The sequence below is a fragment of the Levilactobacillus lanxiensis genome (genome assembly GCF_016861655.1).
GTDB lineage: Bacteria > Bacillota > Bacilli > Lactobacillales > Lactobacillaceae > Levilactobacillus > Levilactobacillus lanxiensis.
Genome location: NZ_BOLN01000002.1, coordinates 340,300 through 365,432 on the forward strand (window position 1 = coordinate 340,300; position 25,133 = coordinate 365,432).

General features: G+C 51.6%; 22 protein-coding genes. 4 read left to right on the plus strand and 18 right to left on the minus strand.

Going from position 1 to position 25,133, the window contains the following annotated elements; translation table 11 throughout:
* The first annotated feature begins 11 nt into the window (after positions 1–11).
* Positions 12–326, plus strand: coding sequence for a winged helix-turn-helix transcriptional regulator (locus JUF22_RS03565; protein ID WP_203643397.1), 315 nt, complete (start codon positions 12–14; stop codon positions 324–326).
* An 81-nt stretch (positions 327–407) separates the two neighbouring features.
* On the opposite strand, the gene JUF22_RS03570 is transcribed toward JUF22_RS03565, so the two are convergent.
* Positions 408–1,844, minus strand: a complete 1,437-nt coding sequence (locus tag JUF22_RS03570; protein ID WP_203643400.1) for a glycoside-pentoside-hexuronide (GPH):cation symporter — start codon at positions 1,842–1,844, stop codon at positions 408–410.
* 27 nt (positions 1,845–1,871) lie between these two features.
* The gene (locus tag JUF22_RS03575) at positions 1,872–3,431 is read right to left on the minus strand and encodes a glycoside hydrolase family 31 protein (protein WP_203643403.1); all 1,560 of its coding nucleotides are present in this window, start codon (positions 3,429–3,431) and stop codon (positions 1,872–1,874) included.
* 300 nt (positions 3,432–3,731) lie between these two features.
* Here JUF22_RS03575 and JUF22_RS03580 point away from each other — a divergent pair, with 300 nt between their 5' ends.
* Positions 3,732–5,456 carry a phosphatase PAP2 family protein gene (locus tag JUF22_RS03580; protein WP_203643406.1) on the plus strand — a complete coding sequence of 575 codons (1,725 nt, stop codon included), beginning with the start codon at positions 3,732–3,734 and terminating at the stop codon, positions 5,454–5,456.
* 124 nt (positions 5,457–5,580) lie between these two features.
* Here JUF22_RS03580 and JUF22_RS03585 read toward each other — a convergent pair whose 3' ends face one another.
* The 5 genes from JUF22_RS03585 to JUF22_RS03605 all read right to left on the minus strand — a co-directional run bounded on the left by JUF22_RS03585 (position 5,581) and on the right by JUF22_RS03605 (position 11,458).
* Positions 5,581–7,629 (minus strand): DUF5776 domain-containing protein, encoded by a 2,049-nt coding sequence (locus JUF22_RS03585; protein ID WP_203643410.1) that lies wholly within the window; start codon positions 7,627–7,629, stop codon positions 5,581–5,583.
* A 253-nt stretch (positions 7,630–7,882) separates the two neighbouring features.
* Entirely contained in the window at positions 7,883–9,652 is a 1,770-nt protein-coding gene (locus tag JUF22_RS03590) for an ABC transporter ATP-binding protein (RefSeq protein ID WP_203643412.1), read from the minus strand.
* Between the two features lie 41 nt (positions 9,653–9,693).
* Positions 9,694–10,224: a MarR family winged helix-turn-helix transcriptional regulator gene (locus JUF22_RS03595; RefSeq protein ID WP_203643415.1), complete on the minus strand. Its 531-nt coding sequence runs from the start codon at positions 10,222–10,224 to the stop codon at positions 9,694–9,696.
* A 158-nt stretch (positions 10,225–10,382) separates the two neighbouring features.
* Positions 10,383–10,736, minus strand: a complete 354-nt coding sequence (locus JUF22_RS03600) for a VOC family protein (protein ID WP_203643418.1) — start codon at positions 10,734–10,736, stop codon at positions 10,383–10,385.
* Positions 10,737–11,005: 269 nt separating this feature from the next.
* The gene (locus JUF22_RS03605) at positions 11,006–11,458 is read right to left on the minus strand and encodes a VOC family protein (RefSeq protein ID WP_203643421.1); all 453 of its coding nucleotides are present in this window, start codon (positions 11,456–11,458) and stop codon (positions 11,006–11,008) included.
* A gap of 132 nt (positions 11,459–11,590) precedes the next feature.
* Between JUF22_RS03605 and JUF22_RS03610 the strand changes: the two genes are divergently transcribed.
* Positions 11,591–12,307, plus strand: a complete 717-nt coding sequence (locus JUF22_RS03610) for a sulfite exporter TauE/SafE family protein (protein WP_203643424.1) — start codon at positions 11,591–11,593, stop codon at positions 12,305–12,307.
* Between the two features lie 56 nt (positions 12,308–12,363).
* Here the strand turns inward: JUF22_RS03610 and JUF22_RS03615 are convergent, their stop codons facing one another.
* Positions 12,364–13,791 carry an MDR family MFS transporter gene (locus JUF22_RS03615; protein WP_203643427.1) on the minus strand — a complete coding sequence of 476 codons (1,428 nt, stop codon included), beginning with the start codon at positions 13,789–13,791 and terminating at the stop codon, positions 12,364–12,366.
* A gap of 62 nt (positions 13,792–13,853) precedes the next feature.
* Between JUF22_RS03615 and JUF22_RS03620 the strand changes: the two genes are divergently transcribed.
* Positions 13,854–14,288 (plus strand): MarR family winged helix-turn-helix transcriptional regulator, encoded by a 435-nt coding sequence (locus JUF22_RS03620; RefSeq protein ID WP_203643428.1) that lies wholly within the window; start codon positions 13,854–13,856, stop codon positions 14,286–14,288.
* A gap of 59 nt (positions 14,289–14,347) precedes the next feature.
* Here JUF22_RS03620 and JUF22_RS03625 read toward each other — a convergent pair whose 3' ends face one another.
* From JUF22_RS03625 to argF, 10 genes are all read right to left on the minus strand, one after another.
* Positions 14,348–15,112, minus strand: a complete 765-nt coding sequence (locus tag JUF22_RS03625; RefSeq protein WP_203643430.1) for an ABC transporter permease — start codon at positions 15,110–15,112, stop codon at positions 14,348–14,350.
* The gene (locus JUF22_RS03630; protein ID WP_203643432.1) at positions 15,105–15,815 is read right to left on the minus strand and encodes an ATP-binding cassette domain-containing protein; all 711 of its coding nucleotides are present in this window, start codon (positions 15,813–15,815) and stop codon (positions 15,105–15,107) included. Before JUF22_RS03630 ends, JUF22_RS03625 begins: the two co-directional genes overlap by 8 nt.
* Complete coding sequence (locus JUF22_RS03635) at positions 15,793–16,182, minus strand: GntR family transcriptional regulator (RefSeq protein ID WP_203643434.1); 390 nt, start codon at positions 16,180–16,182, stop codon at positions 15,793–15,795. Before JUF22_RS03635 ends, JUF22_RS03630 begins: the two co-directional genes overlap by 23 nt.
* Positions 16,183–17,019: 837 nt before the next feature.
* The gene (locus tag JUF22_RS03640; RefSeq protein ID WP_203643436.1) at positions 17,020–18,435 is read right to left on the minus strand and encodes an NAD(P)(+) transhydrogenase (Re/Si-specific) subunit beta; all 1,416 of its coding nucleotides are present in this window, start codon (positions 18,433–18,435) and stop codon (positions 17,020–17,022) included.
* A complete protein-coding gene (locus JUF22_RS03645) occupies positions 18,432–18,746 on the minus strand; it encodes an NAD(P) transhydrogenase subunit alpha part 2 (protein WP_203643438.1) in 315 nt (104 codons plus the stop codon). Before JUF22_RS03645 ends, JUF22_RS03640 begins: the two co-directional genes overlap by 4 nt.
* Positions 18,747–18,748: 2 nt before the next feature.
* Entirely contained in the window at positions 18,749–19,948 is a 1,200-nt protein-coding gene (locus JUF22_RS03650) for an NAD(P) transhydrogenase subunit alpha (RefSeq protein WP_203643439.1), read from the minus strand.
* 609 nt (positions 19,949–20,557) lie between these two features.
* Positions 20,558–21,226, minus strand: coding sequence for a hypothetical protein (locus JUF22_RS03655; protein ID WP_203643441.1), 669 nt, complete (start codon positions 21,224–21,226; stop codon positions 20,558–20,560).
* A gap of 255 nt (positions 21,227–21,481) precedes the next feature.
* Positions 21,482–23,032 carry a YfcC family protein gene (locus JUF22_RS03660; protein ID WP_203643443.1) on the minus strand — a complete coding sequence of 517 codons (1,551 nt, stop codon included), beginning with the start codon at positions 23,030–23,032 and terminating at the stop codon, positions 21,482–21,484.
* Between the two features lie 108 nt (positions 23,033–23,140).
* The gene (gene arcC / locus JUF22_RS03665; protein WP_125763630.1) at positions 23,141–24,070 is read right to left on the minus strand and encodes a carbamate kinase; all 930 of its coding nucleotides are present in this window, start codon (positions 24,068–24,070) and stop codon (positions 23,141–23,143) included.
* A 14-nt stretch (positions 24,071–24,084) separates the two neighbouring features.
* Entirely contained in the window at positions 24,085–25,083 is a 999-nt protein-coding gene (argF, locus tag JUF22_RS03670; protein ID WP_203643451.1) for an ornithine carbamoyltransferase, read from the minus strand.
* Positions 25,084–25,133 lie beyond the last annotated feature (50 nt).

The window sequence follows — 25,133 nt, forward strand, 5'->3', positions numbered from 1 at the left end:
GAACCTGACTCATGGCATTAACACAGTTAAATTTGGGTAGCGAGCTTGGCTTAGAGGTGCTCCACCAACGCTGGTACGCCTTGATTCTGTACCAACTTGATCCCGCTCCCACAGACTTCATGGAGCTTCGCCGGACCGTCCGCGGTATTTCCACGTTCAACCTCTTACTCCGGCTGAAAAAACTGACCGAACTGGGCCTGATTGAAACCATCCCCGAGGACGACTACAGTTACCGGCTGACCACTGACGGTGCCACATTTCATGCGATTCTGACGACGCTGGAGGACTGGGGCAATCTGCAGCTGAAGCGGGAACTTTCTCGCTAATATCCGGCTCAGCCCCCATTTGAATACGCCAAAAGCGGTTGGACGAACCTCATGCCAACCGCTTTTTTGACGTCAATTCACTTACTTGTCACTCTCGTCTTTGTTCCAAGTCTTTTCCAACTCATTCACAATTTCCGCATGCTTTTCTTCGGTAATCTTGACCTTCTTCAGGAAGATGAACGTCCCAATCAACACGGCAATCGCTGGTCCGACCACCATGATCAGTTTAAAGGTCATGACGTTGCTGGCGGTAATGTCGGTAACTTTGGCGTTGCCAGACATCCCGGCAAGGACGGCCGTCATCCCGGTAATCCCAGTAACCACGGCGCCGGCACACTTATCAATCAACGGACGAACGGAGAGAACCAGGGATTCGTCCCGGTGACCCAACTTCAGTTGCCCGTATTCCACGATATCGGTGAAGGTCATCAGCACAACCAGGAAGATCAGGGGTTGTGGCAAGTTAAACAGCGCACCCGCTAAGATGACCAGCCAAACGTTCTTGTCGGCAAAGGAGAACAGTGCCAACGCAACTAGAAGAATCACGATACATGACACAAACACGTTCCGCCGTTTGAATTTCTTCGCTAAGGCTGGGAACATGGAAACGGCCAGCAGACCAATCACCATGTTGGCCATCCCCAGAATGGAGAACATTGCCGCGTGACCCAGCACGTAGGTGAAGTAGTACAGCATCAGGGAGTTGGTCAGGTAAGCGCCCATCCCGTAGAGCAGGTAGGCAAAGGATAACCACATCAGTTGGTCGTTGTGGACCAACACACCGAGCACTTGCTTGAAGCCAGTTTCTTCCTTGTTTTCCCGCAGTGGTGACTCCACTTCACGGGTCCCAAAGCCAATAGAAAGCGCTCCCAAAATTGCGATAATGGCAGCAATGGCGGCGTAGATAAACCACCCACGGGAGTCCCCGGTACCCCCTTCATTACTCTTAGAGAAGAAGAGAATGACAGGAATGATGGTCACGGTCACAATGGTCCCACCTAAGGTCGAGCCAATCCGCGCAATGGTTGCGGTCTTTTCCCGTTCCAGGGAATCGAAGGACAGTGCGGGTAACATGGACCACAGGCCGATATCTTTGAATGAGAAGAAGATATCCATGATGATGTAAATAAAGGTGAAGACAAACAGGTACATGAATGGACTTTCCGTCAGACCCCAGAGGTTACTGAACAGAAGCATCATGCAGACCCCGGAAATCAAGGTCCCGATGATCACCCATGGCTTGAACTTCCCCCATTTGGTATTCGTCTTATCAATCGTGTTCCCAATGAAGGGGTCAATGAACAGTTCAGCAATCCGCAGAACAAAGATAATGGTCGTCATAATCCCGATCATCCGGTTGTTGGCGGCGGTATCACTCCCGTTGAATAGGTGATTGGTCACGAACATAATAAAATAGCTATTCATGACTTGATTAAATAAATCGTGACCAAAGGCCCCAAAGGCATACGTGGTTCGCGTTAAAATTTTGTTTTGTTTGACGCTCTGATCCATTTCCATGCTTTCATCCTCGATTCTATCAATTAATTACAGACGCCGATAAGCCGGTAAACTACTGAGGGTCACAGGCACATCCACTTCGGCCGGACCGGTAATGGTTGCTGCGGTCTCGTCCGTCACGGACTGCCACTGACCCGCTGGGAAATACACGGACTTGGTCGTCGCGTGGGCTTCCAAGACTGGGGCTACCAGTAAGGCGGGACCAAGCTTGAACTGACTCTTCAGGTAGGCTTGCGGCGTTTCTGGATGGTCATAGGCCATCGTTTGAACAATGGGTTCCCCTGTTTTAGCGGCATGTTCCGCTAATTTAATAATGGTTGGCGCAAATTGTTGATGCAGGTCAGCCGTTTGCCGACAAATATCTAAGTGTTCCTGGTCCAAAACCCGCCACGGTGCCAAGGAGAATTGCATCATCGGCATCAACGCGGAGCACTGTGCCGAGCGCACGATGAGCTCCTGATCGAAGGTCTCGAGGGATTTCAGACTACCAATCTCCCCGCCACCAATCATGTCGGGACAACTGAAGTAATACCCCATCAGCCCCTGCGCAATGGTATCCGGAATTAATTCAGACAACCCCTGCTCGCCCCAGGCGAATTGCTTATCCTGTAAGCGGTTTACCAGCGGTGCACCCTGATTCTTGTAGAGCGCCCGGAATTCATTGTAAGGGAACTCCTTGCCAAACTTGCCCCACAACTCGGTCTGTTGAACCGGGGATAAATTCATGTGGGACACGTCATCGTCCCGGTAGAAGTAGCTATCGCCGGCATCCAATTTGAACCCGTCCACCCCAGTGGTTTCCTGGAGATTTTGCAGGGTTTCCTTGAACCATTGATAGGTGGCCGGATTGCTGAGGTCCAGGATGGCGCTGTAGCCGTTCCACCATTCACGAACGACCGGTTTGCCATCTGGACGTTTCAACAGCATATCCCGGTCCCATAAGTCGCGGAACTCTGGTGAATCTGGGCTGACAAATGGGCAGGCCCAGACCATCACTTTAAAGCCCAAAGTATGTAGCTCTTGAATCATTGCCGGAGCATCTGGGAACTTACGCGCCGAGAATTCCCACCGACCATAGTAATCCGCCCACAGGTCATCAATCATGATGATGCCGGCCGGAAAGCCATTATCAACAATGCTGTGTGCATAAGCTAAGATGTCGGTCTGATTCTGTTTGTACAACAGCTCCATCCAAGTATTCCACTGGGGAAGCTCGAAGAACTCTTGTGGCGGCAGGCTGCCCAACTCAAATGTATGCTGAGCTAGCCATTGCTGTGACCCCTTGAGACCGTCATTGCCCGCAACTAATTTGACGTGATCCTGCGTGACAACGTTCAGGCGGTCCCCGCTAACTGTCAGTGAAAATGGCGTCTGACTGGTCAAGACGCGACCCTTGGACGAAACGAAGGCTGGCGCCACCTGATTGTACGTTTCCAGGTGGAACAGGTCTAACTTGTACGAACTCCCTTTGGTCAAGGGATACTGTGAGCCAGCAAAAATGTCGCCCCCATACCACTCCTCTCCGGTTAAAATTTCAATTTGAAGTGGTTGCTTTAGGTTGGTCGTTAATTCGTTGACAGTGATCATCACAAAATTCCTTTCCAATGCTAATTTTTAAAACCCGACTCCGCACACATCATATCGAATGAGCAGGCAAAATAACAGTAAAGTGAATCGCTTTCATTTGACCCATTAAGACATCCCAGTGCTTAATTAGTTAAATCACTTACTTTACCGGTCTAAAACGAACGCTATGTATTGATTCCGTATGCTTTCTGTATCATTTTCATTAACCCTACTGACTTTGCAAACTAGGTCGGTTATGATGAAAATGTACCTGAAAGTTGAAAACGACTCGACACGTTCAAGATGAAAGGCGGAATTTTCATGAAAATGCGACAACGCACCTGGACCCGCAAAGCAGCCGCGATGGTTTCCCTCGCAGCCGTCACTTTACCCCTGATGACCACGGTTGCCCAAGCCAAAACGGTAACGGACAACCTGACCCCACAAGCCGCGCCTTACGGCTACTTTGTGGACACGTACCAAGCCAACGTCAGCAAGAACACGACCCAACAAAATAATCCAGTCGTGGGTGAAATGGCTGAATTCTCTACATATTGGGCAGACGGTAAGAAGCTGAATGAGGGCCTGCTGGCCCAAAACGTGGCCAAAGCAGCCGACATCACGCAGCACAGAAATGATGCCGAGGCCGAGCGTTCCTACCTCACCGACCGGCGGGACCTGCGCTACAACCTGATCTCAGGCTTAGGGCCTTACGCCACAGCCTTCGTCAAGAACGCCGACGCCCAAACCGATTTCAACTCGATGCCTAGCGAACCGCTTCCCGCTAACGCCCCTTACAGCAAGGTCAACTGGGCGTCTACGACTTCAACACTCGGGCCCCTGGTCCAACTCGTGAACACCACGGCCCGCTCACCATTCTCCGGAACTGGTGTCGTAAAGCACGTGGTGAAGTACGTCCGGCCATACCGCCAGAGTGATCAAGTCAAAGTCGTGCCCGCCCTGTCCAAGGTCATGGCCGCTGCCAAGGCCGACGACTACGACTTCCCTAGTGGCCACACGACCGCTGCATTTGAAAGTGGCCTGACATTGGCCTACGCCGTGCCTGAACGCTTCCAAGAACTCCTGACGCGTTCTTCCGAAGTCGGCTACGACCGCGTTCTGGCTGGCCGGCACTCCCCACTCGCCGTCATGGGTGGTCGGATGGTCGGGACGGCCATGACCGCCGCCACCTTAAACGACAGCAACAACCGCGACCTCATGAAGCAAGCCTACCAGGTGGCGCACTCCGATGCCCTGCTTGGTAGCAAGGATACGACCGCCACGGATACCTTCAGCGATTACCAAACGAACCGCGACGCCTACCGTTTCCGGATGACTTACGGCTTCAATCAAACCGGTGACACGACCCAAGCGATGCGCGTGCCGAAGGGTGCCGAAGTTCTGCTGGCCACTCGCCTGCCTTACTTAAGCGATACCCAACGCCGTGACGTGCTCTACACGACGGGCATGCCTTCTGGCTACCCCGTGATGGACGACGCTGAGGGCTGGGGTCGGTTAGACCTCTTCTCCGCTGCCAATGGTTACGGTGCCCTGAACGACAACGTCACCGTCAATATGGATGCCAAGCAAGGCGGCTTCAACGCTAAGGACAACTGGCGTAACGACATTGACGGTCAGGGTCAATTGACTAAGCAAGGTTCCGGTCGCCTGATTCTGAGCGGTCACAACAGCTTCAACGGCACGACCTTAAAGGCTGGGACGTTGGAACTGGCAAACGCAACCGCAGCCGGTACTGGTAACGTTAAGCTGGCCGGTGGTGTGCTGCAACTCAGCACGGCCAAGGTCACCGTTAAGGGCAATTACCAACAAAAGGCCGGTCAACTGAAATTGGCCCGCAACGCCCACGTCACCATCAAGAAGACCGCCAAATTGGGTGGCACTTTGAAGTTAACCAAGGGGAGTCTCAAGAGTGGCACCAAGCTCTTGACCTTCCACAAACGGACGGGTAAGTTCACCCACGTTTCTGGTCTGCCTAAGGGCTGGCACATCAGCTACACCAAGCACGCTGTTAAACTCGTTAAGTAATTTTATTAAGGCATGACAAAGGGACCGCAATGACTGGTATTGGCCAGTTGTTGCGGTCCCTTTTGCATGGCATACTTTTAACTTTTTAATAATCTTGTGACTGACAACTATCAGCTAAATCTACCTACTTGATCACTTGCACCAGTTTGGCGTTAGCTGTGACATAACCATTGGCAACCTTATAACGCTTGGTCCCATTGCGACTGTAATCCCAGCCCTTAACGGCCAGCTTAGTTCCCTTCCGGTAGCGCTTAAGCAGATGCTTCAGGTTAACGTCACGATAACGATTGACCTGTGTCTTGGTCTTAATGGTCTTGGGCATCGTCACCCGACCACTTTGAACCAGCTTCCGATTAGCCGTAATGTAATGGCCATCCTTCAAGACATAACGTGTTGTTAAATTGTGGATGACCTTCCGAACGACTGCCAGTGTCTGACCTTGACGGTAATGTTTGGTCTGTCGACTAAGGTCCTTGTTCTTGTAAGCATTCACCCCATTGGGCGCAATGACAGTGATCTTAGAAAGCTTTTGTTGGTAATAGACCGACTGCACAAACGCTGACTTGGTCGTCACGTAACCCGTTTTGCCATACGTCTTAGACTCATGGTTAACGTCCTTGACCAGGTAACGCGGTGTGCCCTTCGTCGATTGTGCATAACCAGTGACTTCAAACATCGGCCGATAGATCCGTGGTTGCTTAGCGTACCAAGCTTGCCGTGTCTTGGTAGAAAAGTTTGGCGTCCGGTATAACCCAATTTTCTTTGTAGCGTAGATGACAGTCGGACGTTTACTCGTTGATTGATTAGTCGTCGCTGAACTGGATTCGCTAGTGACACTGCTTTCACTAGAGCTATTTGCACTAGCACTATTCGATCCACTGGTATTCGTATCAGTTGCGTCTGTCATCCCCGCGATGGGAATCGTGTAGATTTGAGTGTAGGTAGCCTTGTTATTTGCATCAGTAACGGCAATCCGAACCTGAACCTTTTTCGCGCCTGCTGGAACATTGATAACTAGCGTATCATTATCAAGAAAATTATCAGGAAGCTTATCAGATGTGGTTGTGCCGCCACCAGGTACCGGTACCGTAAAGATCATGTCAGGGGAAGACTCAATAGCGCTTAACATACTTTCATACAAATCCTTTGGCGCCCTAATATAATATTTTGGTCCCTGAACTTGGTATTGATCCCCCTTAGCAATTTGATCCGTATCTAAAACGTTAATTTCACTAAGATCTAATTTTACATCAGAAAATTCAACAGTGCCTAAAGAATATTCAGCGATATTTTGCGGATATAGTTCCCCAAAAAGTGTTTCTGAGCTATCTGAGGTTTCTTCATTGTGTCCATCAAAGTAATCTGGAATTCCCTGATAATATCTAATAGCTAAAGCACACCCTGCCAGTGAATCGCTGGCATGACTATACTCAGTGAATGCTGAGTACGGCACCTTAATAGTTGAATCCTTCACAGCCACCGGATCAAGGGTTTTCCCTTTACCATCAAGCTTCAATTCATTTGCATTCAACGCTTGAATTTTTTCAGCATTGCCAGGATTGGTCGTCTTATTTTTAAAAACTGTCCAAGCAGTGAAATCATTCAGCGGATTACGATTAAGGATTAAGTATTTAATCGCCGATGTCGAATCAATCCCACTAACCGTCTTTAAAATATTGTCCAGTCCGTCTTCATTTATGCTGTCATTAGAGAACCCCAAGGCCTCTAGCTCGGGCCCAGTGGCATTATCCGTTAACAAAGCTGTTGTTATCGTAGTGACATCAATTTTACTCAAATTATCCTGATCATTTAAAAGTAGCCCGTTAAAATATTTTTCTACTTTCAACAATGATGCATATTTCGTCAATTTATCTGAAATGGTCACGGTTAACTTAGCATTCGCAACATCAGCCAGCGTGGAATCTTTCGTGAGTGGCTTACCATAATTGGTTCCCGCTGTCAGAATCGCGTCCTTAACGATTTTGGCGTTCGTGTCACTGTCTGGCAACGCATTATCTATGGTCGTCCCACTATCAACTGGCGTGACGGTTGCCATCGCATCCGTCGTCGCCGCCATGACCGTAGAATTAGCGGTCAAACTAATGCCGCCTACGCTAACCAATACCAGCCCCATCATTACTAACGCCCTTACAATTTTTCGCTGTATTTTCATAATCTCCCTACCTCCACCCGAATCAGACTTTTCTTCCCCTGAAACTAGAACGTCACTAGCACCTCATTACGAATCGGCTTAAAAAATGCAAAACAAAAACGGTTTTCGTATTTAACCTATCCGCCCAGGTACTGTTTGTAACTTGACCTAACTATACCATTTTATTCGAACCATTTAGTACTTTTTTCACAAAAAGGGCTCGTGATGAACATTCAGATTCTACAATCTGATTATTCATCACGAGCCTATGCACTTATTCTTTAAATTGAATCCGAACGTAATCCCGGTAAATCGGTAGGCTAGCCATGAGTTCTTGGTGCGTCCCGTTACCGCTAATGTGGCCGTCCTCAACGAAGTATATGTTATCCGCGTCCACGATGGTGCTCAACCGGTGCGCAATGATCAGCGTTGTCCGGCCCTTCATCAGTTCCGTTAACGCCTGTTGGACCATGGCTTCGGACTCGGAGTCCAAGCTGGCCGTGGCTTCATCCAGCAATAAGATCTTCGGGTCCCGCAGAAAGGCACGGGCAATCGCCAGCCGTTGACGTTGACCGCCACTCACCTTGACGCCCCGCTCACCTACTTGAGTGTCCAGGCCGTCAGCCATGTTGTGGACAAAGCCATCCGCGGAAGCCAACTGCAGGACATGCCAGAGTTCCGCGTCGCTATAGCTCTGGTCCGCCCCGTAGGTTAAGTTGTGCCGGATGGTCCCCGCCATGATGGCCGAGTCCTGACTGACATACCCAATTTGAGACCGCCAATCGCTCAGGTTAAACGCCTCAACGTCCTCACCACCAATGGTGACCCGTCCCTGTTGCGGGTGGTAGTAGCGTTCAATCATCCCAAAGATGGTCGACTTCCCGCCACCGGATGGCCCGGCGAAGGCCACGACCGTATTGGGTTTCGCTTCAAAATTCACGTCCCGCAAGACCGGTTGCCCGTCATCCTCGTAGGCAAAATCTACGTGTTCCATGGCCAAGGTCTGGTCGGTCACGGACTGCGTCGGCCCACTGGTCAGACGTTCTTCTGGTTCTGCCAGTAAATCCCGAACCCGTTCGGTCGAGCCATTGGCCTTGGACAGATCCGTAAAGAACCGCGCCAACGTGCCGGCTGGGCCGATGATTTGGAAGAGGTACATCAGGAAGGAGAACATGGTCCCCATCGTCATGGTGCCGGCCGATACCCGAGCAGCCGCGTAGGCCAGGACCCCGACAAAGACCGCCAACATGGCCGCCGTCATAGCCGGTCCTGCGATGGAATCGTAAATGGCTTCCTTCAACCCAATGCGGTACAGATCATTGATCTGGGTCGCGCCATTTTGCGTTTCGTACCCCTCGGCGTTAGACGACTTCACCAATCGAATCTCACTCAGCGTTTCGTCCGTGGCACCGCTAAACGTGGCCATGGCGTCCTGTCGCTGGTGGCCGATCTTCCCGGACTGTCGCATGATGGGGAACATCACCAGCATGACGACGGGAACGGCGACGAACATGATGGTCGTCATCCGCCAATCCATCAGGGCCATAATCACTAATGCCCCCACTAGTTGGAGTAAAGAAGTGACCATCTGGGGAAACGAATTAGCCAACAGATTCTTGATCTGCATGGTATCGTTGACCAGCCGGGAGGTCATTTCCCCGGTCTTCACGTTGTCAAAGTAGCTGACCCGTAAACGCACTAATTTTTGCCATAAGGTCTCACGTAACCGGGCCACGACATTTTCACCGAAGAACCCCAGCAGTGCGCCGGAAATGGCACTCACGACCGCACTCACAATAAATAACACGATGACCGTTATCAACATGGGCTTGTTCAGCGCATGACCCAGTCCGTTGATTAAAGATTGGGCCAGCTTGGGCACTGCTAACTGTGCGCCCGTGGCAAGTAAGCCTAGGAACAGGCCGACCCACAATTGCCAATACTTCGGCTTCGTTTGCCGAATCAAGTGTAAAAATCCTTTGATATCAAACTTGCCAGTCGGCCGTTTGCGGGCGGTCGCCGGTGCTGCCATTCTGTGTTCCATCTCTCTTATGCCTCCAGCACTCTCTTATTAGCGACGATTGCTTACCAGCGGGGCCGCTGTCCCATGGGTCCCATACCGCGGTGGGGCCAGTTGTGGTGATTGGGCATGAACTCATCCATTTTCAAATCGCCCACGTGGTGCGTCACCTTCGTTAATAGGTCACGCAATTGTGTTTGTTCTTCATCGGATAAACCGCCAAATAATTTTTCGGACCAATCGTCAACGCGTTCATCGTATTGGTCAAACATCTGCCGACCCTGATCGGTCAATTTAACAATGACGGCGCGCTTGTCGTTTTCACTCGGCACCCGTTCCACCAGTCCGGCATCCGCCAACTTACTGATGCCGGCACTAACGGAACTGGGCCGGATGTCTAACATCTCGGAGATATCCGCGTTGGTCAGCCCATTCTTGGCCTGATACAACAGGTGGAGTAGGCGCATTTGACCGCCCCGGCCACCAGGTCCCCCGTGACCGCCCATCCCCGGCTGATGCCCCACGGACATGATGAAGGCTCGGTTCTGTAGTAACTTGCCAAACGTTTGCATTAACTCACGACTTTTTTCACTCATCGAAAATGCCTCCTCGTTCTTGATGAAAATTATATTATCACGATAGTTAGTTTTTGTAAACTAAAACTAACCACTTTTGAACTATTTATTTTTCCTGGGCAAGATAAAAGGCCGTCCACGTAAGGGCGACCTTGAAATTTATAATTTGAATTTAGCGACTAAGCCTTAGCCACGGCAAAGTATCGGCCGTCGGGATCCGGAAAGGCAAACGTGGGTAGCCCATTGTTATCAGCGATTGGCGTGGCGCCTGCCAATTTTTCATGTAGCGCGTCAAAGTCGTCGCTGAAAAACATGAGCGAAGGCACATCGTCGAGGACTTCCGGAGAATACTTCTTTATAAAATCACGTGAGAAGAAGGATAGCTCGGTTCCGGCGTTCATCTGAAGAACAATATTCTGTGAGCCATCGGGCAACGCGTTCGTCGCCACTACCGGCAGTTCAAAGTGCTCCTGCCAAAAATTAACGGTCTGAGTAACGTCGGTCACGTATAGCATGATACGGGTCTTATTCATCAATTCACGTCCTTTGAATTTGATAAAACCTAGTCTACCCCAGCACCGAATCAAAAACAATTTAGACAACTTGCCAAATAACCCTAGCTATTCCACCGCAAAACAGTTATGATAGGTCATGCAGGTTTGCGCCTGCCTAGTTGCTCTGTACATTCCAGATGTAACCTATGGATCAACTAGTTGCCCTCATCTCGGATTGATGAGGGCTTTTTTGTGCGCTTTTTTTTAAAACGCCAGCGAGGTCATCCCTCACTGGCGTCATTTAGTTGTTAAGCTTGCGTCACCCACGGTGCACTATTAAAAATCCAGAACACCCCATACCGATCAATCACGGTTCCCATTTTGTTGCCCCAGAACTGCGTCTTGTACGGCACCTTCACGGTTACTTGCCGCGAAGCCACGACCCGTTGATACAGCTTGAGCAAGGCCGCTTCGGCTGTTGGGTCCCGACTATTGATATCCAACATGACCGACACCTGATTGGATGACTGCGGCTGGTCGCCCGAGGCATCTGAGAAGCAGAAATTCAGGTCCATAATCTTGAAGCCCCCGTAAATCGTGATGTCGGCTAGGTTCGTGTCTGGCGGAAGGTTCAGGGCCTGGGCCTGTTGTTGATCTGGACTCAGTCGATAGACCTCGGTCGCGCCAAAAACGTCTTGGTAGTAGGCAACGGCCTCTTTCGCGTTGGCAAAGGAAAAATAAGGTGTGGTTCTGGCATCCATCGTGAACATCTCCTTAATCATCTTAATTTCATTAAACGAGTTGCCCACCAAACTGTCAAGTGACGTTACTCATTGACATCTATCCCGATTTCGACCACACTAATTAGAGACTTAACAAAGGAGGCACTCCCGTTGGCTTGGCTCATCGTTTTATTCGCAGGCTTTTGTGGTGGCTTGGTCCAAGGCCTGACTGGCTTTGGTGCCGTCATCATCATGATGATTTTTCTACCCAACATTCTGCCCATCGACCAAAGTGCCGGGGTGGCCGGCCTGATGATGCTCGGCAGCGTCATCACCCTGGTCTATCGCAACCGACACGAGATTCGACTGACCCGCATCATCATTCCCTTCCTGGTTTACGCCAGCGTGGCGACCTGGTCGGTACATCTCGGCCACGTCCTCGACGTTCACCTCTTGCGGATGTTGCTGGGTGGCCTGTTAGTCGCCCTCTCCATCTACTTTACCTTCAGCAAGCGCCAAGGCGATAGCCAGTATCCCTGGTTCATCGCCGGCATGTTTATGATCATCTCGGGATTCTTCAACGGCCTGTTTGGAATCGGTGGCCCGCTGATGGCGCTCTACTTTCTCTCCAAGGCCCATTCGATGTCCCAGTATCTGGCGGATCTCCAAACATTTTTCCTGATTGACACCTTCTACATCACCAGTCTGCGGGTGGCCAGCGGCATCGTGACCCTCCACCTGGTACCTCTGATTCTGATTGGCATGGTCGGCGCCATCACCGGGACCATGATTGCCGCCCACCTGCTGAACCGCCTGAACGTGACAACCATGAAACGCCTGATTTACGTCTTCATTGGCCTCAGTGGACTATATTACTTATTTATCTAAAACAAAAGGAAGCAGCCAGCGCGGTTGCTTCCTTTTTCAAACGAAAAAAGCCCGACCTAGTCGGATTCGACCGGATCAAGCTTCGAAGACTTTTTCAATTGACGGGCCAGTAACCAGCAGACGAAGACCATCCCCGTCGACAACAGGTAGCTGAACTTGATTCCGACCAACTGACTGTTCATCGACCAGTGAATGTGACTGGTGCTGGTCAGACTGATGATGGCCACCAGGAGCGCCGTCCCAAAGGAAGCCGCCACCTGCCGCAACGTGTTGTAGACCGCGACCCCATCGGGAATCATCGGCAACGGCAGCATCGACCAGGCATGCGTCTGAATCGGGATCAGGACTAAGACCAGTCCCAGTTGCCGAATCGTTTGCCCCGCGACCACGTAGGCCATTGAGGCGTGACTCCCCGTGGCGCTCAACATCAGCGAGCCACTCATGTCGATGGTCAGGCCAATCATGACCATCCGGCGGAAGTTATATTTATCATAGAACCGCCCACTCAGCGGTGAAATGATGGCCGTGCAGACCGACCCGGGCAGGAGTGTCAGCCCCGAGACGAAGGCACTTTGGTGAAACACGTTTTGGACCAGCACCGGAATGATGATGGCATTGCCGTACATCGTAACCATCAGTAACATGTTGATGATCAGTGGTAAATTAAATTGGCGATAACGGAACACGTGCAAATTTAATAACGGGTAGCGCTTGGTCCACTGGCACTTGACGAACAAGCCCAGCAGAATCACGCCGGCCACCAGGGGTACGACGCCCTTCAGTGACCAGAACGCCGTCTCCCCCACGTTGGAGAAGCTGTAGAGGGCTAACGTCAAGCCGAACCCGGACAACAGTAACCCCGTTCGGTCGAGGCGTTGCTTATGGAGTTCCCCCACGTTACGCAAAAATTTGGGCGCTAAAATAATGTCGACCAACATTAATGGGAGCGTCAGGCCAAATAAGTATTGCCAACTCAGGTGCGTCAGGATGACCCCCGCCACGGTGGGCCCGAGAACCGGTGCCAGGTTCAGCGCCAGCCCGACGATGCCCATCGCCGCACCCCGTTCGCTGGGTTTGGTCGAGGTCATCACGACCACGTTGACCAGCGGAATAATAATTCCGGCCCCTAGCGCTTGAATCATTCGGCCAATAATCAGGACGGGATAGAGTTGCGCCGTGGCCCCAATCAGGGAGCCGACGATGAAAATCAGCGACGCCGTTAAGTACAGTTGCCGCGTGGTGTAGCGTTTGATCAGGTACGCCGTGGTCGGAATCATCAGGGCATTAATCAGTAAATACCCGTTGTTGAGCCACTGTCCCTGGGCGGTCGTAATGTGAAACGCCCGCATGATAGCGGGTAAGGCGGTGGACATCAGCGTCTGGTTCAGCACGCTGAGGAACGCCCCCACCATGATGAGGCTAAAGGAGAAGCGGTTCTTATGCATATGTAAGTCAAACGACCTTCCAGAAAATTTAGTTGACAAAAGCAACTTATCTAATCATAATGGCGATAGTTGCCTTTGTCAACTACAGAAGGAGCCTTGCCATGAATAATGAAGCCATCACCCAAATTCGGGCATTCGACCGTTTCTATACCCGAATATTTCACCTCGCCGATAAGTACCACCTCAAAACAAATTTAACGCTACTGGAAGCCCGTATCCTTTTAGAAATAGGCGAACACCACCGCGACACCGCCAGCCTCCTGATTCAGGAACTGACCGTGGACAAGGGCTATCTCAGCCGCGTCCTCAAGCGGTTGGTGGAACAGGACTTACTCCGCCAAACACCGGACGAAACCGACAAACGGGCCAAGCGCCTGTCGCTGACCCCCACCGGCCAGGAACAATTGGCCCTGTTGAACCAACGGGCCGACGACCAGGTCGCCACCCTCTTCGCTGGCCTATCTGCAGCGGAAACGCAACACCTGCTGGCCGCCATGCAGTACGTGGAGGATCACGTGCATTTACCTCAAGACTAGTAAAAGCCCCTGAACGTTGCCGATTACGCGGTCGTTCAGGGGCTTTTTAAATTGCTGTATTAATTTGGAATCGTCTCGACCCACTTCTTCAGCAGGAAGATATTGATCACGGCCTCAATCACGGCAATGACCAGGATACCGACGATGTTGAGGATAAATTGGCCCTGTCCACCCGTACTCATGATGCCACCAAGGTTGTTGACCTCGTGCAGCATGAAGGCAGCAACCCGCACAACCAGGTAGATGACGACCACGTAGAGCACCACGTTGATGGCCCGGCGGCTCACATTTGGCAAAAAATTGTTTGTCGCACTAACCACTAAGTGCACCAGTGAAATCGTGGTCCAGCCCAGGATAACCATAGCTAGTCCCATCAACAGTAAGCCGATGACAATTTTGCCCGCTTCCAGGTTCGTGTACGCTGGCCCCGTGATGCCATCCAAGATGCCTTTAATAAAATCGGCATCAATCGATGCGGTGATGGTGTAGAGCACCACCTGAACAATCCCGAAGTAGAGGTACATGACGAAGGAAGATAGCAAATTCGTGGTATATAATTTCGTCTCGCCAACCGGAATCAGCCGGTAAGTGTCGCGCGTATAAACGTGTTCGTTAGCGACTGACATCAAGATGAACACGGCAAGGAAGGCTGGCCCCGACCAGGACGCCGTGACGCCAAAGAATTCTCCGGAAGAAACTCCCCGTGTCGCCACGCTCCACAAGAGGGTAACCGCAATCACAGCCAGTTCCGCCAGAATCACCTTGCTGGTGGTCCGGAACCGATCTTTACTCATCACTTTAAAAACTGACCCAAAACTAGTCATGCTTGACGCCCCCCTCGTATAAACTTTCGTAGTAAGCTTCGATACCAATGCCAAATTCCTCACGGATGGCATCGCTTGGCTTGTGGGCATAAATCCCCTGGTCCTTAACGATGACCACTTCATCCAAGATGGGCGCAATTTCTGACACGTAATGGTCTGAGATGACCATCGTGGCGTCCTCTGGCTTCCATTTGATAATGCTACTGATAATCCGCTTCCGGCTCATGGAATCGATCCCGCTGAACGGTTCGTCCAGCAGATACAACTGGGCTTGACGCGCTAAGGTCAAGGCGATAACCACCTTTTCCTTCATCCCCTTGGACAGCGCCCCCAGCTTCAGGCTAGTATCAATCTGTAAGAACGTGATCAGTTCTTCAAACCGCTGCCCGTCAAAGTCTGGGTAGACCGTCCGGTAAAAATTGGCCACCCGGTCGATTCGCGTGTTGGGTTTGAACCCACGAAGTTGTTCCGTGAAACTGACGTGGCTCTTATGGTGCGCCGCCACGCTATCGCCACACACGGCAATCGTGCCAGACCCCTTGGCACTCCCCGTGATCAACCGCATCAGGGTCGTCTTCCCGGCACCGTTTTCCCCTAACAGGCCGATAATCTTGCCCGTCTCCAGGGTCAGGTCAACATCCTTCAAAATAGTTTTCAAGTTGTGCTTATAAGTTAATTGATTAATCGCTAACACGTTGGTCATCTCGCTGCCCCCTTTGTGCAATGTATTGTTTCAAGCTCGTAATGATTTGTTCATCGGTTAAGTTCAGTGCGTGTAATTGTTCGTAGACCCGCTCCAACTGTTCCATGACTAACTGCTCCTTTAATCGGGTAATTCGTTGTTCATTCATGGTGACGAAATTCCCCTTTCCCCGCTGGGATTCGAGAATCCCCTCCGTGATCATTTCCCCGAGTGCCCGCTGCACAGTGTTGACGTTAACCGTCAAATCCACCGCCAACTGACGAACGGCCGGCAGCTTGTCCCCTGGCTTTAAAGCGCCGGTCATCATTTCATGATAAAGATAATTCTTGATTTGATAGTAAATCGGAATCTTATCATCAAACTTCATTTGTCCTGCCTCCCTAGTGTTCTATTTAACTATTACACTATAACATGGAAACTGACTGTTAACAAGTCTCTGCCTCTAAAATAATTCCGCTGACACAGTAAAAAGCGCGTCCCAACAGCCTTCGTCGTTAATAACGAATTTTGTTGGAACGTGCTTTTTCACCAAATTCAGGTGATTGTTTTTAGAGAATTAAGTTAGCCTAACTGCCTTCAGCAAACACTGAATCTACCTAACCAATCAAAACGAACCGTCCATTAACAGCCAACCGACTAACCGGGCCAGCAGAATCACCAGCAGATTGCGGCCACCACAATGGAATAGTGAGCCCACAACCAGGAGCCGGAGGAAGCCAGGACGGAGCCGGCTGTGTCGGTGATGTTAGACCGAGCGATTTTCCTCGGCCTTACATCACGAGACGACTTTGGAAACTCGCGATTCTCAGCGAGGTTTCAAAGCGAGGTGGAGGACCGTTCCTCAGGCCGTAACCGGGCCCCACAGCAGGCGTAGTCCTGGAAGCCGCAGGCGGCAACATCCACTACCTCATCACCAACCCAACCGGACCAGCAGAATCACCAGCAGATTGCGGCCACCACAATGGAATAGTGTGACCACAACCAAGAGCCGGAGGAAGCCAGGACGGAGCCAGCTGTGTCGAGTCTGTTAGTCGGCGTTTTGTGCCGGCTTACAGACTGGGACAACCTTTGAGACCTGCACGATTCTCGCAGGGCTCAAAGTTGAGGTGGGAGCCCGCCCTTCGGCGGAAACCGACCCCACAGCAGGCGTAGTCCTGGAAGCCGCAGGCGGCCAGCATACCGCAACCTCGTCAGCAATCAAAACCTATTCCAAATACTGTTTAGTAGCCGCCACAATCTCCTGGAGACCCTTCTTGGCGTCGGAGAAGAACATTTGCGTGTTATCCATCGCAAACAGCGGGTTCTGCACCCCAGCGTACCCGGTACTCATGGAACGCTTGATGACGACCACGGACTTCGACTTATCCACGTCCAGAATTGGCATCCCCGAAATGGCGTTGCCACTTTCTCTGGCCAGTGGGTTCGTGACGTCGTTGGCCCCAATGACCAGGGACACATCGGTGCTTTCAAACATCGGATTGGCGTCATCCAACTGTTTCATTTGTTCATAAGGCACGTTGACGTCGGCCAATAAAACATTCATGTGACCCGGCATCCGCCCAGCAACTGGGTGAATCGCGTAGTTCACGCTGATGCCTTGGTCGGTCAAGACCTTGGCCAACTCGGCCACTTCATGTTGGGCCTGGGCAGCGGCTAAGCCATAGCCAGGCACAATCATGACGCTGTGGGCGTAGGCCAGTTGCAGGCCAATGTCGTCCGCAGAAGTTTCCTTCACGTCGACGGGCACGTCCGCTGCGGCCGCCCCGCTGTCGCTATCACCGGTCCCAAAGCCCCCAGCCAAGATATTGGCAACGGAGCGGTTCATGGCATCGGCCATTTGTAAGGTTAAAATGGTCCCGGCTGCCCCAACTAAAGCCCCGGCAATGATCAAAACTTGGTTGTTGATGACGAAACCGGCAAAGGCGACGGCTAAACCCGTGAACGCATTTAACAGCGAAACGACGACGGGCATGTCGGCCCCACCAATTGGCAAGGTCATCAGCAGGCCAAAAATCAGACTCATCGCCAATGCCAAGGTGACGTACCAGACATTGGTCGTCAACCCCATCATCAGGTAGGCGGAGGCCAGAATCGCGATGACCACGATGATATTTAGCAACCGCGACCCCGGAAAACTAATCGGCTTCCCGGAAACGTGACCGGAGAGTTTCCCCGTCGCAATCAGTGACCCGGAGAAGGTGATGCCCCCGATGACCACGTCCAGGAAGACGGGCAGGGAGAAGGCCACGCCCAGACCGGCACCATCGCCCTTTAACAAGTAATCGAAAATCCCAATCGTAGCGGCGGCCCCGCCACCCACGGCGTTAAAGAGGCTGACCAGCTGAGGCACGTCGGTCATGGGCACCTTGCGCGCCTTGACGACCCCGTAAAGAATCCCCAGCGCCAGGCCGACCAGTAAGACGACCCAGCCAATCGCATCAATTTTACCTTCAATGATAATCGTCACAATAATCGTGATGACCGCGAGAAACATCCCCACGGCGGAGAGGCCGTTCCCCTTCCGCGCCGTCTTTGGCGAGCGCATCAGGTGGACCCCCAGGACGTAGCAAACGGCGGAGACCAGATAGATTAAGGACGAAATTGTTTGTAGCGCACTCATTTCTGATCAGCCTCCCCCTTCTTCGCAGCTGGCTTCCGGTCAAACATGCCCAGCATCCGGTCGGTCACGGTGTACCCACCGGCCACGTTTACGGCCGCAAAGAAGGCACCCAGAAAGGCAAGAACATAAAATAACGTGCTGTTGGCTTCCGCCGCAATCACGAAAGCCCCCACGACAACGACGCCGTGAATGGCATTCGCCCCGGACATCATGGGCGTTTGGAGGGTCGCGGGAATTTTACTCATGACTTCAAATCCCACTAACAGACTCAAGACAAAAATTGCTAAATTTGTAAATAATTCCTGACTCATGCCTAATCAACTCCTTTGGATTCAGTTGATTCTGCGGGTGCTTCCGCTGGCTTGGCGGGCTCGCGTGGTGGCAATTTCATCGCTTCACGCACCCGACTACTGATGATGTCGCCCTGATAGGTGGCCAGCAGTTCGCCAACCACTTCGTCGTCCACGTCCAGCACCAATTTGCCATTCTGGACAACAGCGTTCAGCACGGCTTGCACGTTCTTGGCAAACATATCGGATGCCGAGGCCGGCAATTGACTGGCCATGTCGCCAGCCCCCACAATCTGGGCCTGTTGCGGCGTTGTTACGGTCTTTCCCGGCTGTGAACCGGCAACGTTCCCGCCCAATTCACTCGCCGCGAGGTCGATAAATAAGGTCCCCGCCTTGGCCGCATCCACGGACTTCTGGGTGACCAACAACGGTGGCCGCCGTCCGGGCACTTGCGCCGTCGTGATAATGACATCGTTTTGGGCAATGAAGTCCGCCAGCTCAGCCTGTTGTTGCGCCGTTTCTTCTGGCGTCAAGGCCCGGGCATACCCGCCCTCACCGGTGGCAGAGACGGATGTGGTCAGGAACGTCGCACCCAGCGATTCGACTTCCCCGCGTGAGGCTGGCCGAATGTCATAGCCGGAGACCATGGCACCAAGCCGTTTAGCGGTTCCGATGGCCTGCAGACCGGCAACCCCGGTCCCTAAGACCAGCACCTTGGTGGGTTTCGCCGTCCCGGCAGCCGTGATCATCATGGGTAAATACCGGGCAAAACTGTCTGCCGCCACCAATGCTGCCTTATACCCGGCAACACTGGCCTGTGAACTCAAGACATCCATGGTCTGAGCCCGCGAAACGGTCCGTGGCAGCAGTTCAAAGGCTAAGGCATTGACCTTTTTCGCCGCTAATTCTTTGACATAATCCAAATCCGTTAGCGGTCGCAACAGGCCCAGTAACGTTTGCCCGGCCGTCAACTGGTCGACCACGTCAGCGCCGGGCTGACCAATGGTCGCAATCACATCGGCGTCCTTGATGACGGCGCTTCGCTCACTGATTTTGGCCCCAGCCTGCTCGTAAACGGCATCCGGATAGAAGGACCGCGTCCCAGCCCCGGCCTCAATCAGCACTTGAAATTCACTCTTGACCAGCTTCCGTACCACTTCTGGTGAGAGGGCAACCCGGTTTTCCCCAGGCGCTTCCCGTAAAGCAGCAATCGTTAATGACATGCCACCCATCTCCTTTTGAGAATTCCTTCACAATTTCAGCATAGGCCTCTCCGGGGGCCAAAACAAGTTTGACCTGCTTTATTAGACAGTTAATAAGTTGACCGTCCAACGTGATTCGTCCACCGGTCATTCACCGTAAAAACCAGCCAGGACAACAAAAATGGCCACTCAGCATGATTGTGAGTGGCCACTTATTTTGACGCAAATAAATTCAGTGAATGTCCTGACTTGCAAATAATGGTGAATTCTGATTTATCAGGATGGTCTACGTCAAGGTAGATTTAGCTTGACTTTGTTCAGTGAGCACCACCAAGAAACACCATGCTTGCGAATTAAACGCACGCCCACCGCAGGGCTGGGGAAACTGGGCCGGTTGTGGAAGTGACCAGAGGCGAGCCAAGGTGCCCGGCTGTGTCGATGGCCTTGGCTGGGGTATTTTCCCAGCCTAGTTCCATGGGACAACCTTTGAGACTGCCCCTCAGGCTCAAAGTTGAGGTGGAAACCCGCCCTTTGGCTGGAACCGGCCCCACAGCAGGGCGCCTTGAGCGCGCCGCCGGGAACGGACGCGACCAGGTCCAGTTTTCACCAGCCCGGATGCTATGACAACGTTTAGCTCAGCCAACCATCCATCTCAAACTTCTTCATCTGGATGATTTCAGCGGCGGCCACCGTCACCTGCTTGACGGTTTGCACGTAGCTATCCCCCGCCGTAGCGGCTGCGAATTGCTCGGACAACGTCGCCCCTTCAGCCTCATCAAACAGCCACTTCAAGGCGTCCTGCTGCGACAAAATCAGGAACAAATTACTGCCAGCCCGGGTCAGCTTGCCCGCCTGAATCTGGTCCTCGAGCGTGGTCAGGACCTCTTGTTTACTGGTCGCCGTGGGCTCGTAGATCACGTGGGGCTTCAAATTATTTTGGAAAAGCACCCGCTCCGTAGTCTGCTCTGCCAGCGTTTCCGCGCCGATGCCGTCGTAAATGGCGTTGACGATATCCCAGCTCGTCACCAATTTCAGCACCGTCTTCAAGCGGTCGTCCTGGGCAATATCACTGGTCAACCGAATCCGGAATGAATTCAGGTATGCCGGCTGCTGATCCAAGCGCGCCTCGTCAGCCACAATCAACCGGTCACCCTCTACCTGAAGAATCTCTTGGTCCAATAGGTCGAGGAGCGTCGCCAGCACGAAGTATGCCTGCGTGGTGAAGCGCGTCCGCAACGTGGGTTTTTGCCCAATATGTTCGGTTACTAGTAAAAAGTTTTTGGCGGTTGTAAGTGCCAAGTTGGTTCCCCCTTAGAAAATCTCGAAATTAAAGCCTACGAAGCGTTAGTATACCACACGTTTGCCGGGTCTCGGCTATTTTTCTGGTAGACTGTGTACCTAACACCACTAATTAATCAGAAAAGCATTTAGTCATTAACTTACTGATGACACAAAAGGACCGACCCGCAAGTCGATCCTCAGTTGATTTAATCTTAATGGGTTCTAAATACTTCATGCTTTGTGATAGTTGGTAACAGAAACCACCTCGCCCTTCTAGCTGAACAGCACTTCCATCACCAGGATGGCGCCACCAAAGAACAGCACGAACAGCACAACTGGCCAAACGAACTTGAACCAGTGCGAGTACTTCATGTCCAGCATTTGTAGCGTTGCCATCACCAGACCGGTTGGGGCCAGGAACAGCATTGCGTATTGCCCGAATTGGTAAGCGGTAACCACGGCGAACCGAGGAATATCAACCGTATCGGCCAATGGCGCGAAGATTGGCATTGCCAAAACAGCTAAACCAGAAGATGATGGCACGATGAATCCCAGAACGAAGAAGATCAGCATCATGACGATGATGAAGACGGACCCACTGACATGGGCGACCAGGTTCGAGGAGTATTGTAAGATCGTATCGGAAATCATCCCGTTGTTCATCACCAGGTTAATCCCACGGGCTAACCCAATGATCAATGACACCCCAACTAAACTTGCGGCCCCATTGGTGAAGGCATCAACGACACCCTTTTCACCGATACCATACTTACCAGTAGCGGTAATAAACATAATGATAATGGCAAAGAGGAGGAAGGAAGAGGCCATGGTTGGGAACCACCAGCCCTGGGACATAACGCCCCAGACCATGATTGGGAACGTCACCACGAACAAGACCAAGATAATCTTCTTCCGCATCGTGAAGGCCGTGTTGGCGGTGTCATCAGAGGAAACGGACCACATTTTATCAAAGGAACTCTTATCTTCGTATGAATATGAGAATGATGGCGTGTCCTTAACCTTCTTGCTGTACCAGTGCAGGTAAGCGACAACGAAGGCCGCCGCCACAACCAACCCAGCAATCCGCCAAGTAATCCCCTCGGTAAAGTTAATCCCGGCAGCGTTAGAGGCAATCACGACAGAGAACGGGTTAATCGTTGAGAAAGCGGTACCAATTGAACTCGACAGGAAGATAGCCCCCACACAGACGATGGAGTCGTAGCCCATCGCAATGAAGATAGGCACCAAAATTGGGTAGAAGGCCACCGCTTCTTCTTCAATCCCACACAACGTCCCACCAAGAACCATGAGAATGGAAACCATGAAAATCAGTAAGAACTCGTGCCCTTTCGTCTTCTTCGTCAATGCCATCAGGCCGGATTCAAAGGCCCCACTGGCCTTAACGACCCCAATCAGGCCCCCCAGAACGAAGATGAAGACCATGATGTCCACGGCTTCGATCGTCCCGTTGACCATACTCGTCGTAATGGCGCCGAGTCCGGCTGGCCGTTGCTTCAAGCGATGATATGTGTTGGGAATCGAGACCGCTTGCGTAATCCCACCAGACGTGAATTCTTTGATCTTAATCTTCACGCCCAATTTGTCCAGTTCCTGTTGCGTCGCTGGTACTTTAACGGTCTTACCAGCTGGACGAGAAATCTCCAGGTGGGAACCACTATATGATAGCTTAGAATATGAACCGGCTGGAATAATGTAAGTGGCAAGCACGGCGACAATCGTCAAAATAAATAAGATGACGAACGCGCCGGGCATTTTCAATTTAAATCTTTTCTTCTTCGGTTTTGGTGCGACTGATGCATCCATTAATTTCACCCCTTAAGTGATTTTTAACGCCATACGAAAAACGTGGTCCAAGAACGGGTGTCACCAACATCACCGTACGATTGGACCACGTTCCGTTAATTTAACTGATTAAGCTTTGATCAGCGTCCCGACCTTGCCAGCTAAGGCATCGTCGAGGTGATCCAGTGACGTAATCAGTGCCGTGCGGCCGTTACCTGAAGCGACGAAGCTCAAGCAAGCTTCAATCTTAGGTAACATACTGCCGGGGGCAAACTGACCCTCGTCAATGTAACGTTGGGCGTCTTTGGTCGACAATTCACGCAAAGCCTTTTCGTCTGGCTTACCGTAGTTGACGTAAACGTCATCAACGGCGGTCAAGATGATCAGTTGTTCTGCGGAAATGTTGGCCGCCAATAAGGCACTTGAACGGTCCTTATCGATGACGGCTGGCACACCCTTCAAGCCCTCGTCAGTTTCGATGACGGGTACCCCGCCACCACCACCGGCGATAACCAAGTTATCATTTTCAATCAAGTCATTGATACTCTTGATTTCAATGATAGACTTAGGAAGTGGGGATGGGACAACTTGACGGTAGCCCCGACCAGCGTCTTCAACAAACGTGTAGCCCTTTTCAGCAGCAATCTTGTCAGCATCTTCCTTACTGTAGAAAGACCCAACTGGCTTGGATGGGTGATCAAAGGCGGCGTCATTTTGGTCAACTTCAATCTGGGTCACAACGGAAGCCACGTCCTTCTTGATGCCTTGACGGTGCAATTCGTTGTGCAGACTTTGTTGTAAGTGGTAGCCAATGTACCCTTGGCTCATCGCGCCACACTCTGGGAATGGGAAGGCCGCGCCTTGACCATTTTCAGCAGCGTAGTTCATGCCTAAGTTAATCGCCCCAACTTGGGGACCATTACCGTGGCTGATAACCACTTTGTTCCCGGCAGCGACTAAGCCAATCAGAGACTTAGCGGTGTGCTTTACTAGATTTAATTGTTCTTCTGGTGATTTGCCCAAAGCGTTTCCGCCTAAAGCAACAACGATTTTAGCCATATGTTAGTCCCCCACTATTCGCCTAAGGTTGCAACCATGACAGCCTTGATGGTGTGCATCCGGTTTTCAGCTTCTTGGAAGACAACTGAAGCATCGCTTTCGAAGACTTCATCCGTAACTTCCATTTCGGTGATGCCAAACTTGTCAGCAATTTCCTTACCAACCTTGGTTTCAGCATTGTGGAATGAAGGCAGGCAGTGTTCGAAGATGACGTCTGGGTTGCCAGTCTTAGCCATCATTTCGCTAGTGATTTGGTATGGTGAGAGTAACTTGATCCGGTCGGCCCAGACTGAGTCGGGTTCACCCATGGATACCCAAACGTCGGTGTATAAGACGTCAGAATCCTTAACCCCTTCGTCGATGTCGCTGGTGATTAAGATTTCAGCACCGGTCTTTTCGGCGATCGCGTTAACTTTGTCACGGAGTTCCTTGGTTGGCCGTAATTCCTTAGGGCAAACTAAGTGGAAAGTCATCCCCATGATTGCGCCACCGATCATCAAGGCGTTGGCCACGTTGTTCCGGCCATCACCCACGTAAGTGAAGTGGATGTCGCTGTAGTTCTTCTTCAAAACTTCTTTAGCAGTCAAGAAGTCAGCTAAGACTTGGGTTGGGTGATCTTCATCGGTCAAACCGTTCCAAACAGGCACGCCTGAGTACTTGGCTAACGTTTCAACAGTCCGTTGAGAGAACCCACGATATTCAATCCCGTCGAACATCCCACCTAAAACGCGGGCAGTATCTTTGGCAGATTCCTTCTTACCCATTTGGGTCCCAGTAGGTCCTAAGTATGTAACTTGTGCGCCTTGGTCATGGGCACCGACTTCAAAGGCACAACGGGTACGAGTTGAACTCTTTTCAAAGATTAAAGCAATGTTCTTACCAGCTAATTTTTGTTGTTCAGTCCCAGCGTACTTGGCCTTTTTCAGGTCTTCGGCTAATTGCAGTAAATAGCCCATTTCCTTAGGGGTGTAGTCCAATAAAGTTAAAAAGCTACGGTTACGAAGATTAAACATTGTGTGTTCCTCCTTTAGTTAATTACAAGTACTAGTATAGAAAGCGGTTT

Bases quoted from the DNA above. Each gene is read 5' to 3' on its own strand.
- JUF22_RS03625 (WP_203643430.1), bottom strand. From the start codon at position 15,112: ATGACTAGTTTTGGGTCAGTTTTTAAAGTGATGAGTAAAGATCGGTTC.
- JUF22_RS03635 (WP_203643434.1), bottom strand. From the start codon at position 16,182: ATGAAGTTTGATGATAAGATTCCGATTTACTATCAAATCAAGAATTAT.
- JUF22_RS03600 (WP_203643418.1), bottom strand. From the start codon at position 10,736: ATGAATAAGACCCGTATCATGCTATACGTGACCGACGTTACTCAGACC.
- JUF22_RS03605 (WP_203643421.1), bottom strand. From the start codon at position 11,458: ATGGATGCCAGAACCACACCTTATTTTTCCTTTGCCAACGCGAAAGAG.
- JUF22_RS03565 (WP_203643397.1), top strand. From the start codon at position 12: ATGGCATTAACACAGTTAAATTTGGGTAGCGAGCTTGGCTTAGAGGTG.
- JUF22_RS03575 (WP_203643403.1), bottom strand. From the start codon at position 3,431: ATGATCACTGTCAACGAATTAACGACCAACCTAAAGCAACCACTTCAA.
- JUF22_RS03570 (WP_203643400.1), bottom strand. From the start codon at position 1,844: ATGGAAATGGATCAGAGCGTCAAACAAAACAAAATTTTAACGCGAACC.
- JUF22_RS03590 (WP_203643412.1), bottom strand. From the start codon at position 9,652: ATGGAACACAGAATGGCAGCACCGGCGACCGCCCGCAAACGGCCGACT.
- JUF22_RS03620 (WP_203643428.1), top strand. From the start codon at position 13,854: ATGAATAATGAAGCCATCACCCAAATTCGGGCATTCGACCGTTTCTAT.
- JUF22_RS03630 (WP_203643432.1), bottom strand. From the start codon at position 15,815: ATGACCAACGTGTTAGCGATTAATCAATTAACTTATAAGCACAACTTG.
- JUF22_RS03660 (WP_203643443.1), bottom strand. From the start codon at position 23,032: ATGGATGCATCAGTCGCACCAAAACCGAAGAAGAAAAGATTTAAATTG.
- arcC (WP_125763630.1), bottom strand. From the start codon at position 24,070: ATGGCTAAAATCGTTGTTGCTTTAGGCGGAAACGCTTTGGGCAAATCA.
- JUF22_RS03585 (WP_203643410.1), bottom strand. From the start codon at position 7,629: ATGAAAATACAGCGAAAAATTGTAAGGGCGTTAGTAATGATGGGGCTG.
- JUF22_RS03645 (WP_203643438.1), bottom strand. From the start codon at position 18,746: ATGAGTCAGGAATTATTTACAAATTTAGCAATTTTTGTCTTGAGTCTG.
- JUF22_RS03595 (WP_203643415.1), bottom strand. From the start codon at position 10,224: ATGAGTGAAAAAAGTCGTGAGTTAATGCAAACGTTTGGCAAGTTACTA.
- JUF22_RS03640 (WP_203643436.1), bottom strand. From the start codon at position 18,435: ATGAGTGCGCTACAAACAATTTCGTCCTTAATCTATCTGGTCTCCGCC.
- JUF22_RS03650 (WP_203643439.1), bottom strand. From the start codon at position 19,948: ATGTCATTAACGATTGCTGCTTTACGGGAAGCGCCTGGGGAAAACCGG.
- argF (WP_203643451.1), bottom strand. From the start codon at position 25,083: ATGTTTAATCTTCGTAACCGTAGCTTTTTAACTTTATTGGACTACACC.
- JUF22_RS03580 (WP_203643406.1), top strand. From the start codon at position 3,732: ATGAAAATGCGACAACGCACCTGGACCCGCAAAGCAGCCGCGATGGTT.